The 13,162-nt window shown below is 59.5% G+C and carries 9 protein-coding genes; 1 reads left to right on the top strand and 8 read right to left on the bottom strand.

Annotated features, from left to right (window positions below):
• From ACEW8N_RS18585 to ACEW8N_RS18550, 8 genes are all read right to left on the bottom strand, one after another.
• Nucleotides 1-217 (bottom strand): response regulator (locus ACEW8N_RS18585; RefSeq protein ID WP_373501359.1); only part of this gene is annotated, 217 nt, incomplete at its 3' end.
• Nucleotides 218-309: 92 nt separating this feature from the next.
• Entirely contained in the window at nucleotides 310-1,788 is a 1,479-nt protein-coding gene (locus tag ACEW8N_RS18580) for an HD domain-containing phosphohydrolase (protein ID WP_373501358.1), read from the bottom strand.
• An 80-nt stretch (nucleotides 1,789-1,868) separates the two neighbouring features.
• A complete protein-coding gene (locus tag ACEW8N_RS18575) occupies nucleotides 1,869-3,026 on the bottom strand; it encodes an ABC transporter substrate binding protein (RefSeq protein ID WP_373501357.1) in 1,158 nt (385 codons plus the stop codon).
• A 69-nt stretch (nucleotides 3,027-3,095) separates the two neighbouring features.
• Entirely contained in the window at nucleotides 3,096-4,256 is a 1,161-nt protein-coding gene (locus ACEW8N_RS18570) for an ABC transporter substrate-binding protein (protein WP_373501356.1), read from the bottom strand.
• Nucleotides 4,257-4,294: 38 nt separating this feature from the next.
• Nucleotides 4,295-6,478 (bottom strand): cache domain-containing protein, encoded by a 2,184-nt coding sequence (locus ACEW8N_RS18565; RefSeq protein WP_373501355.1) that lies wholly within the window; start codon nucleotides 6,476-6,478, stop codon nucleotides 4,295-4,297.
• A gap of 10 nt (nucleotides 6,479-6,488) precedes the next feature.
• Complete coding sequence (locus ACEW8N_RS18560; RefSeq protein ID WP_373501354.1) at nucleotides 6,489-8,090, bottom strand: hypothetical protein; 1,602 nt, start codon at nucleotides 8,088-8,090, stop codon at nucleotides 6,489-6,491.
• 1 nt (nucleotide 8,091) lies between these two features.
• Nucleotides 8,092-10,590: an MFS transporter gene (locus tag ACEW8N_RS18555; RefSeq protein ID WP_373501353.1), complete on the bottom strand. Its 2,499-nt coding sequence runs from the start codon at nucleotides 10,588-10,590 to the stop codon at nucleotides 8,092-8,094.
• 78 nt (nucleotides 10,591-10,668) lie between these two features.
• The gene (locus ACEW8N_RS18550) at nucleotides 10,669-11,940 is read right to left on the bottom strand and encodes a hypothetical protein (protein WP_373501352.1); all 1,272 of its coding nucleotides are present in this window, start codon (nucleotides 11,938-11,940) and stop codon (nucleotides 10,669-10,671) included.
• A 571-nt stretch (nucleotides 11,941-12,511) separates the two neighbouring features.
• Here ACEW8N_RS18550 and ACEW8N_RS18545 point away from each other — a divergent pair.
• The coding region (locus ACEW8N_RS18545; RefSeq protein WP_373501351.1) for a FecR domain-containing protein at nucleotides 12,512-13,162 on the top strand (651 nt) is incomplete at its 3' end.

The following is a 13,162-nucleotide window of genomic DNA, read 5'->3' as shown; positions in this document are numbered from 1 at the left end:
GGTCCGACTTGAGGGTCCGGGTGGCGGTCAGCCCGTCCATGCCGGGAAGCTGGATATCCATGAGGATGGCGCCGGGCTTGAATTTTTTTGCGGCCTCGAGGCCTTTTTCCGCCGTATTCGCCTCGATCACCTTGAAGTGATTGAGATTCAAAATGGCTCTCACGAGCTTCATGTTGAGTTCGTTGTCTTCAATGACCAGTACAAATTTCCCGTCCATCACAGAACTCCTTTTCCTGCACACCGCGGGAGGCGGTAAGTGTGGGCTGATATGCCGTCTTCGGATTGATCGTGGCTGGTGCGGTGCAGCTCTCAATACCCGGTGATATATTGCAGTTCTTCAACAACATTTTTGTCCAGCTTGGCATCCAGGACCTCTTTTTTGAGGATGGCGACTGCCGTTTCAGCATCCATCCGGGGGCGGTACGGCCGGTCGGTGATGAGGGCGTCGTAGATGTCCGCAGCGGCGGTGATGCGGGCCACCGTCGATATCTCATCCCCCGCCAGGCCGTCGGGGTAACCGGACCCGTCCAGTTTTTCATGGTGATGACGGATGACGTCCATGGCATGCCGAAGGCGCTTCCTTAAAGGGTAGCAGATGCGGAACCCGGTCTCGGGATGGGATTTGATCTCTTGCCATTCCCGGTCGTCGAGCGAACCGCTCTTGTTGAGGATCTGGTTTGAAATGCCGATTTTTCCGATATCGTGCAGGACCCCTCCGAAACGCAGGGCCTCGATTTTTTCGGGCTCCAGGTTCATCCGGGTGCCGATGGCCACCGACAGGCTCGCCACACGGCTGGTATGCCCGTTGGTGTAAGGGTTCTTGGCCTCGACGGCCCTTGCAAGGGAGAAGAGCACACTCTCGATATTCGTGAAATCCTTGTACAGGGTCTTCAGCTTGATGAGGGACCGGGTGCGCGTGATGAGTTCATTCCGGTTGGGAGGTTTGGTGATGAAATCGTCCGCCCCGACTTCAATGCCCTTGATCTTGGATTCGGAATCGTCCAGGGCCGTGACCATGATGACCGGGGTGATGGCGGTCGACTGGCGGTTCTTGATTCTCCGGCAGACCTCATACCCGTTCATCCCGGGCATCATGATGTCCAGAAGAACCATGTCGATTTCATTGAATTCCATGATGCCCAGGGCTTCTTTGCCGTTCACGGCCCTATAGATCTCATAGTTATTGGGCCTCAGCATCGCCTCGAGGATCTTGATGTTCATCTCGATGTCGTCGACGATGAGAACCTTCGGGCGATTGTTGAGCCACATGCGGTTCATCGGATCGAAGGCGATAATCCTGTTTTGTCCCTCTCCCCGCGATGAGTGAAGCGCGTCAATCGCGCGCTGGACGAGGATGGCTCTCGTGGTGCCGTTCTCCGGGCAGGTCGCCGTCCCGATGTTTATGGGAGGATTCCCTTCGAAAACCTCGTCAATCCGGCCCAGGATGCGCCTCAGGGCGACATGGGCGTCTTCCCCGTCCGAGTTCACGAAAGCCAGCACGAACTTGTTGTACGAATAGCGCGCGCCGAAATCGACCTGGCGGATGCCCGATCTGAGGATGTCGCCGATTTTCCGAATCACCGCCGCTTCGCTTTGCTGGCGTAGCACCCGGAAAGCCTCGCTGAAATCGATGTCGATAAAGGCGATGGAGCAGCGTTTCCCGTCTCTCTCGAAATACCGGATTTCGTGGTCCAGCAGGACGTTGAAGACCTCGTGGGCATACAGGCCCGTCGAGTCATCGATGGGAGAAAACGGAGGGACGATGTGCAAGGGTATCGCGAGATCCATATCGCAACTATCTTGCCGTTCTGGCATTTCCATTAAATTCATCTTGATGTTCCTTCTGCCCGGAGGGCCGGGAGGATGGATCAGGGCATCCTGACGTCCCGATAGATCTCGTCCGAGGCTGCCAAAAGATCGGCGTTCAGGTAGAACCCTATGGCTTCGGCGGTTTTCAGGTTGATCGCAATATTGGGCGATTCCTCGAAAACCTGGTTGAGCTGCCTGGGCTTGGCGCCGTTGAAGACCTGCGCTGCGGTGGCGGCCAGGAATATCCCCTCGGGTTTGAAATCCCCGGCGCGGGAGATGCTCATCAGAAAGCCGTTCTGGACCTCCTTGGATCCGAATTGGGAAAACGTGGGAATCTTGTGTTTGTTTGCGATCTTGACCAGATCGGGGATCGATTTCTCGTTGATGCCGCTCTGGACCGTGACATAGATGGCGTCCACCCGGGAGGCCAACTGCTGGAAGCATTGGACCACGCTCTGTCCGGAGGTTTTTTCATCGGCGGTATCCCCCAGGGTATGGCAGGTTACGAGTTCGAAGCCCCGCTCCTTTGCCACCTTCTCGATGGTGTCGACGGCAGCGTAGCTTTTGCCCACGACGGAATCCTCATACGCGATCCCGAGCTTCTTGAAGCCGACCGTATCGTGAAAGATCTGTACCTGGCGCTCGTATCGCGCCGGGTCCACCCTGGCATGGACATGATCGAGGCCGGAGTCCCCGGCGCTGTTGATGATGCCCGATCCCACCGGATCGCTGGTGGAGATGACCATGGTGTTGGTGATGTGACGGTTGGTGGCGAGGTCCTTCCCCGCCCATGTGCCCATGGCCAGCATCAGGTCGATATCCCCGACGCCGGCGAGGCGGACCAGGAGCGCTTCGGTGGTTTTCTTCCGCGTCGCCTCGTCCCATCCCGCCGAATAGAAGCCGTCCCGTACAAATTCGATATAGTCGCTCTTGAGGGTGGTCGACAGGTGCGCCCACAGTTGCCCGGTAGTGAGATTTTCCGGGATGACGTTCCCGGGATCGACCCACCCGAGGTCCATCAGGCCTCTCGTCATGGCGGCCAGGTACTTTTGGTAGTTGGAATAATCTCCGCCCTCATAGTAGCCGATGCGCCATTTCCTGCCTTGATTTGTGATCGGGTGGGTGCTGAAGGCTTTTTTCTCATCGGTGGCGCGGCCTGCCGCGGGCAGACAGAGAAAGGCGGCAATCAGCAGCAGCAAAAAGCCATTTTTTTTCATTCGTTTTCCCTCCGGGTATATCCTGTTGAACCGTTTCTGAGCAATAAGGGCAAATCCACCGTGAATGTTCTATTTCGGGGGCATGATGTCTCGGTAGATTTCGTCCGCCGCGCCCAGAAGCACCACCGGGGGATCAAATCCGATGATTTCGGAGGTCTTCAGGTTGATGGCGATCTTGGCCGGCTCCTGGAACATCTGATCCAGCTCGTTGGGCCGGGCGCCGTTGAACACCTTGGCGAAGGTCGATGCATGAAATTCGCCCACATACTTGAATCCCGCCTGGGAGAGGCTGACGAAAAAGCCTTCCTTGACCTCCTCCGAACCGGATTGGGAAAAGGTCGGGATCTTTTTTCCATTGGCGATCTGCACCAGCTTGGGGATGCTCCGGCCGTTGACCCCGCCCTGGACGGTGACATAGATGGCGTCCGCTTTCTCTGAGAGCTGCGAAAAGCAGTTGATGACGCTCAGCTCGGCTTCGGAAGCGTCAGAGATATCGCTTTTGGTATGGCAGCGGACGACCTCGAATCCGCGTTCAGCGGCCACTTTTTCAACCACGTCGATGGCGGCGTAGGTTCTCCCGTCGGTGGAATCCTCATAGGCGATGCCCAGCTTCTTGAACCCGACGATCTCATGGAAGACGCGCACCTGCCGTTCATAGCGAAATGGGTCCACCTGGGCATGGACGTGCGGGTATCCCGAGTCTTCGATGCTCTTGATGATGCCGGCGGCGATGGGATCGCTGGTGGACAGGACCATGGTGCTGGTGGAATGGTCCCCGCTGGCCATGTCCTTTCCGGCCCAGGTGCCCATGGCGATGAGAAGATCGATGTCGTGCTTCTGGCGAAGCCGGTCCAGGATGGCGGCCCTGGTCTGCTTGCGGGCCTCGTCGTCCCAACCCGCCGTGTAGTGGGCATCCCTGACGAAAACGAGATAGTCGCTCTTGAGATTGTCCGACATCCACTCCCACAGGGCCCGGGTCTGCTCCCCGGTCTGCTCGGGGATCTCGGCGTACTCGATCCAGCCCAGCTTCATCAGGCCGCGCATCGTCTCGGTGAAGATCTTCTGGTAGTCGATGTATTCCCCTCCTTCATAATAGCCGATACGCCACTTTTTGCCGTCGTTGGTGACCGGGTTTTCGGAAAAGACGCCTTTGTCTGCGCTGAGCGCCGGAAGGGCCAGCAGAAGGATGCCGATCAGTACCGCGAGGATTGTAGAGGAAATGCGTTTCATGGTTTTTCTCCCTGTTGAGGAACGTGGATGAAGTGGCCTCAGGAGGCCATGGCCGTCAGATGACTTTCCGACCGGTTTTCTCTCATGTAATCACAGATCGTAAGCGGCAGCACAAAGGTGAAGGTGCTGCCATGGTCCTTGCCCTCGCTTTCGACGCGGATACTGCCGCCGTGCAGGCGGATCAGTTCCCGGGTCAGCGACAGGCCGAGCCCGGTTCCCTGGTATTTCCTGCTGATGGACGAATCGGCCTGCTCGAAGGGATTGAAGATTCTATCGAAATTTTCAGGCTCGATGCCGATTCCGTTGTCTTCGACGGCAATCTCCAGAAATTTTTCAAGGCCCATACATCCGGCGTTTCCGCAGACGATGTGGGCGTCGATGTCCCCGCCGTTTTCATGCTGGTTCATGCAGTCGATCCTGTTGCCGGCCGTGTCGACGACCCTGGCGCGAATTACGATGCGCCCGCCGTCCGGCGTGAACTTGGCCGCGTTGGACAGGAGGTTGAACAGGACCTGCTTGAGTTTTCGGTCATCGGCCAGGATGTATTCCGGCACCGGGGCATTGTCGACGGACAGGTGAAAGCCGTGCTTGAGGCCTTTTTCCTTGATCATGGTCAGGCTGCTGTCGATGACGGACCCCAGGCGGACGTATTTGAGGCTGAGTTCGAGTTTGCCGGCCTCCACCTTGGAAATATCCAGAATGTCGTTGATCAGGGAGAGGAGGTGCCGGCTGCTGTTCAGGACGTCGTTCAGGTATTCCTCCTGGATCTCGTTCAGCTCCCCGAAGCTCCTTTCAGTGATCAGCTCCGTGAACCCGATGATATGGTTCAAAGGGGTCCGGAGTTCATGGCTCATGTTGGCCAGAAATTCGCTTTTTGATCGGTTGGCGGCTTCGGCGGCCTCGCGCTCTGCACGTTCCTTGGCCGCCCGCGATTCGATGGCCTTGTGGACATTCTTTTCAAGCTCCTCTCTCATGTAGATGAAGGCCTCGGCCAGATGCCCCACCTCGTCCTTGTGCTTTTTGGGCAGGATATCGATGGGGTAAAGCAGCTTGTAGGGCTGGGTGAAATCCATCAAGGCGACCTGCTTGACATGCTGGGTCAGCAGTTTCAGTGGATGGGATATCTTGACGATCAGGAGGTAGGCGAGGACCAGGCTGCCCAGAAAAATCATCGCGATAATAACGCTCTGCTGCTTCACCAGCAGGTTGGCGGGTTCCTGGATCTCGTGAAGCGGAACGGCCGCGACGATGAACCAGTCGAACGCCTTGAAATACCCGACGCTGGCCTCCATGGTCTGATGGGGCGTGACCGTCTCGTCGATGTACTGGATAAAGGGGGTGTTCTCCTGGTGCGACCGCTTCAGCCTCTCAAGGAGATCTTTCTTCACGCCCGGCATGCCGTTCTTCCCGCCCGTCCCGGGCGGCGGAATCAGGACCTCCAGCTTGCTGTTGAACATGAAGGTATACCCAGACTTGGCGATCTTGATTTTCGAAAAGGTGTCCTTCAGCATGTCGAGGGTTTTGGCCATTTTTTTCTGGCTCTCGTACTCGATGTCGCTGAAGTCGATCACGGCCCCCAGGGTCATTTTCCAGCCGCTGATGGGGACGAAAAACCCCATCTTCTTTTTCGATTCACCCGACGTGTCCCATTTGATGACCGCGGATTCCCCCTCGGCCGGGAGCGAATCCCAGGCGGCGAATTTGCCGAGGGTTCTCCCTTTCATGTCCTTGATCTGGCCGATGTTCTGACCGATCCGGCCGGGGTTCGGATGGCTCAGCACAAGGCCCGCGGCGTCGAATGCAAACAGTTCCCCCGTGCCGAACTTCGCCGTCCGCAGCCATTTCAAGGCATGGAAGAAGGCCTCCTCCCTGGAGAGCTTACCGGAGCCGCTCAGGGTTTCATATTCCTTCATGATCGAGGCGCCGGCCGAGGAGAGGTGCCGCAGTTCCTTGTCGAGCCGGCCCAGGAGATCGATCTTTTCGTAGATCAGTTTATTGTACTCGCTGGTGATATGCAGTTCGATCAGCTTGAGCACGTTCCGGGCGGAATTCTGCTCGGATTCGAGCATGGCTTCCCCGACGTCCTTCTGGGTGAAATAGAGGATGCCGATGGCGTTGACGGCGATGATCATCGTGATCATGAAGATGAATTTCGATTTGACGGTCTTGAACATGCCCATGCTGCCGACCCTCTCTATTCGGGTGAAAAACGATCTCTTCAAACGAAGCAATTCATTTGACGACGGTCCTGTCCCGCAGGGCGTCGTAACTGTCCCGTGCCAGCCGGTACTTCCAGGAAGGATCGGCGGCCTCCCCGGGCACGATGTCGGGGATCGTTTCAAAAAGCGACGCCAGGTGGGCGTCTTCGACGGTCATGGCCAATATCCTCTCCGCATCGAGGTCGGTCAGCCCGTTTCCAGCCATGATCTCAAGGGGTCCGGCCGGAAGGAGAAGGTTGTCTTCCCGCTCGATCATGACCGTCTGCATCCCGGAAAGATACCGGTCCGTCGGAACCCCGCCAATGGCCTCGGCCATGTTCCGGTCCGCCGATGCCCCCGAAAGGGCCCGGATCACTCCGGCCTGCATCCGGGGAAGGTATTCCGCCTGGTAATATCCCCCCAGGCAGTTGACGCCCCTGGCCAGGGCGATCGCCAGAAAGCAGGTGAACACGGAGGGGATCAAGCGGTTTTGCCCGATCAGGTCATCTATCGACTCGGGACGAAAAGGATATTCTACCCGGCGGCCCCGGTTGTCGGCCCCCGTCATCACCGCCGCGCCGCTCCGGCCGCCATCCACGTAAAGCGGGAATTTGCGGCCGTCATCGCTCGCGCCCCAGAAAAAATGGGTTCCCCGCCGGGGCAGGATCGGCTCCGATGGCCGTCCGTCGGCGCCGAACGTGGTCGGGCCGTTCTGCCAGCAGGCCCGGTGGCCGTTCAGTGCCTCGAAAACCAGGGCTCGCAGATACGGATCGAAGAACACCCGGGATACCAGGCGCTCTGGGTGGCGGATGTCCATCCGAACCAGTCGCGCTGCCACCTTTTCCAGTTCGAGACAGATCAGGCGGGGAACCCTTCGATGGCTGACGTGGAGGCGCCGCCAGATGCGGTGGTTGAGCATCGTGGCCTGGCGGGAGTAGTCGGGCATGCCCGTGATGGCCGGGTCGCCGTAATCCTTTTCCAGGAGATCCTTCAGGGTTCGGCAGATTTCGGGGGATATCGCCTTGTCTTTCTCCAGGCCGGCCGCGGCATTTGATGCCCGTTCGATCATGACCGGGGTATATCCCGGTGAAACGCAGACGATCCATCGTCTCAACTTGTTGGAAAAGATCGGCATTTTCCTGGGCGCGCTGTCGACGGCGCCAGCCCCGAGACCATAGATCAGGACCCCTTGGGGATAGGTGATGTTGTCCAGGGGAATGTTGCCGCAGGAAAGGACCAGGGCGGTCTTCCGGCCGCCTGCCTGCTCCCGCTGCATCAGCGCGAAGATCAGGCTCCCCTGGACCGACTGGGCGAAATAATCCACGCCGTGATGGTTGGCGGTGAGGGCCGCCGGGTTTTTTTCGAGATCGGCCGCGAGCATGGCCGCGGTCTCTTCGCCGAACAGCTCGCAGGTGAGCTCCCGGGCGACGGCGATAAAGTCGCCGGCGCCCTGAACCGACGGCGGCGGCGGTTTCAGAATCTCCCGGCCGTAGTCGCGGATCGAAACGCGGCCATGGCTCCGAAGGGTCCTGTCGATGACGGCGGCGCCGTCCCGGGCCTGCGCAAGGGCGCGTTCAAGGGGGCGCTCGTCGGCTGTCGACAGGATGCGGGAGGTGTTTTTCGCGGATGAAAACATATCAGGCGGTCTCCTCGATGTAGTAGCGGCTGTCCCGCTGGGTGAAGAGGAAGAAAAGCAGGGCCGTCACAAGGTAGAGGAGCCCGAAGAAGACGATGCCGCTTTCCAGGTTCTGGGCCAGGATCAGCCCGCTGAAGACCAGGGGGCCCAAAGCCTGCCCCAGGCGGCTGGTGCTCCTGAAGACGCCCACGGCCTTGCCCTGGCCGAAATGTCGGGTGACGCTCAGGTTGAGCAGGTAGGCGCTCTGGGACGAGAGGACGAAGCAGCTCGACAGCCCCAGGAGCAGGAGGGCGATGATTGCGGCATGGATTCCCTGGACGACGTAAAAGATGAGAAAGGTCAGGCTTCCCAGGATGCAGCCGGTGAAGACGAACATCCGCTTGTTGTCCGAAAGATCCGTATATTTTCCGATGATGGGACCGAAATAGACCATGCTGACCCCGTAGACCATGAGGATGCGGCCGATGGAGGACTGGGTGACGCCCAGGCTGTTCAGGTACAGGGGGCAGAAATAGTTGAGAAAGCCCACAACGGCGATGGACGCGGGCAGGCTGCTGAGCAGGATCAGGCTGATGACGATCCGGTTCCGGATGAACTCGATCATCCGGACCGGACCCAGTCTTTTCAAGGGAGAGACCGAGGGGGAGGATGCCGGCGGCAGCGGCTTCTGCATGCCGTCCCGCAGGAAGACTAAGGTGTAGGCGGTGACCCCCAGGATGATCACCGCGCCTAGCTGATAGGTGAACATGAACCCGAATCGGTCGGCGAGCATGGCGCCGGCCGCGCCCCCGCAGATGCTTCCGGCATAAATTCCCGCAAAGAGCTGCGCCAGGCCCAGGGCCTTGGTCCTGAGGTCCGTGAAGGTGATGACGTACCCCTGGGATGCCATGAGGGCCAGGCCGTACCCCACGCCGATCAGGCCCCGGGAGAGGATGAAGTGAAGGGCGTCGGGGGCCAGCCAGGAGTACACCAGGCCCAGGACGCTGAAGAGCATGCCGGCGAGGAAAGGTTCCTGCCACCCTCTCCGGTCCACCCAGAACCCGGATCCGAAAATGGCCAGGCCGACGAAGATGAACTCGACGGTGATGGGCAGGCCCAGGACAACATCCTTGGGCAATCCCAGCAGGGGTTCGTAGATCTGTTCCATGTAGAGGGGAATGAAGGACATGGACAGGTCGATGGCGAACAGGAAGAGAAAGGCCGCCGGACGCATCAGGATATAGTCGACATTGTCGCTCTTCCGGCTTCGCGATACCGACTCCCTGTTGAAGACATTTCTCAGGATGAACAGGAGTTCGATGAACAGGAGAATCGATATGACCAGAACCGTGATGCCGTCCATCACCATTTCCGAGAGCATGTGATTGAGAAAGGCGGCTTGTGGAAAGACATGCATCTCTCCGAAGCCGACGCCGGGGACGGTCCAGTTTGAGCGGACGACCAGGGGCCCGGCGTCATAGAGGCGACTGAAAAGGCGCGACGCGGCATGGGCGGGTGCGGTCGTGGAGGCCCGTGCGATGACGATCCGCCGGGGCCCGCCGCTGTCGATGGCGACGGAGATGCCGGCAATGCTGCGGCGCCCGGAGATCACCTGACGGGCGGCAAGTTCGATCTCCTTTTCCGGATTCGCGGCCCCGCCCGCGACAGCGGGAGACGCCATCCGGTGGCTGAACTCCGCGCAGGCCCCCCTGGCCTCCATCTGCACCAGGTCCAGAAACTTGGCCCGATAGCCTTCGGCAAACAGGACGGAAAAACATGCCTGAAGGACGATGCAGAACCAGATGATCCACCTGAAATGCCTTTTCCGTTCGGCATCCAGGGGACGATGGTCCGGCATGACCATGAAAAGAATGACGATCATCCCGAAAATCACCGTCATCAGGGCGATCCTGAAGAACCGCCTTTCGCCGGCCAGGTCGGCGGCCAGCGTCTCTCCCACCATGTCCCGCGCAAAGGAGATCATGCCGTAGGCGCCGCCGGCGGAAAGGGTCATTTCGACGGAGCGCCCGAGGTAGACGGTAGCCGCTTCGACGATATGCGCGCCGGACATGCCGTCGGGGCGGTGGCCTTGGAGATGTTGGAACACCGGGAGCGGGACCCTCGTGTTCCGCCGGTTCGGATCGGTGCTGTCGAGGATCAGGCCGTTCGGCGACACCACGGAGACCGCCAGCGCGTCATCGTCCGCCGCCCGGAAGCCGGCCATCGCGCCGGTGCCGACTCCGAGCCTGCCCGAAATCCTGTCCCGGTGCTTCCGGAGGAGCGCCGCGACGGCGGACCGCTCTTCGTGGAGCGCGCGCTCGGCAAGCCGCCCGAGGTCTTCGGACAGCAGGGCCGCATCGACGGAAAATTCCCTGACGTAGGCGTCAAAGCAGAGCTTTTCCAGGGAGGTCCAGTTGAACAGGGAGGTCAGGAGCACGACACCCATGACGATGAATACAGACGCCGTGATGAATTTCAGCTTGACGCCCGCGCTGTAGGGTATATTTCGATAAAATCCCATGGTTTCCTCACCAAAAATTTCCGAATTCCTGAAATTCCCGCCGGCCGCCGACGGCTGCGACCGGTGGACAGGCCCCGGCTACCGAACGTTCCGGGCCGCCTCCGGGTCCCCGGCGGGGGCGGACGCCTCCTCGGGGCGGTGCGGCGGCATCGGGAGATCCGGATCGCCCGGGGGGAACGCATCCGCTGGCCCCGGTTGGGGGCAATCCCCCAAGTCTCCTTGATCCTCTAAGTGGATTTTCTTGAACGAATCGGCCTGCATGGCGAATCGGCCGTCAAACAGCAGGGTCGGCTGGCCGGATATCTGCCAGCCCGCCCGGACCTTTTTGACCCTGATTTCGGCGTCGTGCCTCTGGGTGCGGCACAGGTAGGGCCAGAGCCGGATGTCGTCCGAGGTCGCCATCTCCAGAGACCGCATCACGAACGCGCAGGCGAGGGCCCCGGTTCCGCACGCGAGGGTCTCCTTGTTGATGCCCCGTTCGAAGCAGCGGTATTCGATGATCTCCTCACCGGGGAATTTTCGGACGAAGTTGATGTTAATGCCTTTGGGAAAGACATGTCTGTAATTTTTTACGAAATAATAACCGATAAAGTTCACCAGCGCCGCGCCGGTGCTCATCCGTTTGTTTGAAAACCGACCTGTCCGGCTTTCTTCGAAGGATGTCGGGAAAATGTGCTCGATGGGGTCCCGCAGCGAAAAACCGTTGTCGCTCAGGATCACCAGATGGGGCTCGCCGGTGAAGACGAGATATCCCCTGAGGCAAAAGGCGGCCGAGCTGTTGAAGAAACGGATGGCGTCCGTTGCCCGGTACTGGCGGATTTCAAGGTTCTCGATCAGGTCGATGCTTTCGTCGAGGGACCTCAGGACGGTCCGGTCGACCAGATGGTCGAACATCCGCTCCGGATTCCCCAGATTGGCGAAACAATCGGGGCCTTCCGACGCCGTGCCGATGGTCACGGAGCCGGGAACCGGCATCGGGACCTTGGTCAGGATCCGCGTCTGGGTGATGCCGTACCGGCTGGACAGGTACCTGGCGATGCACATCAGCCCGTTGCCGCACGAATAGGCTTCGCTGCCGTCGGGCTCGAACATTCTGAAGATCAATTCCGCGTCATTGGGATCGGGAATCTGCTTCCAATATCGGTGGGCGGCGTTGATCTCCTCCAGCACCTGCGCGGAGCACCGCTGCACCACGAGGAGGTTGTCGCAGCCGATGCCGAAATTGATGTTGGTGGCTTCATCGGCAAAGCGCTGCTTCTCGGCCTCGGTCAGCCATTGCCGGTCGATCTCGTCAATGACGACAAAATTATTGCCAAAGGAGGTGAGCTTGTGAAATGGGATTTCCTGCATGGTTTTTCCTCAATTGATCATGGCTGTTGTGATAGGGTTGAGCCCATCCGACACCTTTTCCGGGGCCTTGACCGCATCCTCGGGGCGGCCGATCTGTTTTCCTCAAATACCTATTACATAAATTATGCCAACCTGCGGATAAATCAGATAACAACATTATATAGAGCAGTTAAAAAATAGGGGGTGGCGGGCGACGGAGGAAACCGGGGCGGATTCCTCCGAAAAACCGGAACGGGATCGAGAAATCGGAAAAAGGCTCGGATGAGGATCCCCCGAAAGCCTGCTGGAAAATCAAGCAGTTTTCTGTTATGAAGCTGGACAGTCTCGTAAAAAGTCAATTTTCAGACGGTTCCGAAAAAAGGCCGAGATACGGCTTGCGAATCCCGAGGAATGAGGCCTGCTTATCGTACGCCGCAGTGACGAGGGAACCCCGTAACGCAGATATCGGCCTTTTTACGGAACCGTCAAGCTTCGTACGCGATAAACGAGTATGGCTGCGCGGCTCATCCGTGATCCGGATACGGTATGCGGGGCCGCCTCTCACCGATGACATCCAAATGGAGGGCGCTGTATGCGCGGCAAGCTGCTCTGGGTGGCCGGACTGGTCCTGGCGATGACGGGCCTGTTTCCGGCCGCCGGCCGGTGTGGACAGGATATCGAGGTGGCGGCCGCCTCGGGAGACACCCTCATCTCCATCTGCGAGACCTACCTGGACGACCCCGCGGAATGGCCGGCAGTAGCCGGGGCCAACCGCATCAAAGATCCGGACCGGATCTATGCCGGCCAGCGGATCGTGATCCCGGCGAGGCTCATGAAAGGGGTCCCCGTCACCGGCGTGGCGACCTTCGTAAAAGGCATGGTGGAGATGCAGCCGGAGCCCTCCGCCCCGTGGCAGCCCATCGCCCTGAATCAAACGATCGCCCAGGGAAGCCGCCTCAGAACCGGCGGCGACGGCGCCCTTGAGGTGACTTTCGAGGACGGCTCCGCCTTCTATTTGAAGCCCGAAACCACGGTCGGCCTGAAAAAGGCCCGCGTGCGCGGCATGGTCTATGTCCTGCGGGAATTGGTCCTGGAGGCGGGCCGCGTGATCACGCATATCCGGAAGATCACCGGCCGGGAATCCCGCTTTGATGTGGTCACGCCCGCTGCGACCGCCGGTGCGCGGGGAACGGACTTCCGGACCGCCAGCGATCGCGACGCCGTCACGCGCGTCGAGGTGCTG

This window comes from Desulfococcus sp. (genome assembly GCF_041737845.1).
Lineage (GTDB): Bacteria > Desulfobacterota > Desulfobacteria > Desulfobacterales > Desulfococcaceae > Desulfococcus.
Note: the sequence above shows the minus strand (reverse complement) of the source record. Positions and strands in the feature narration are given on the sequence as shown.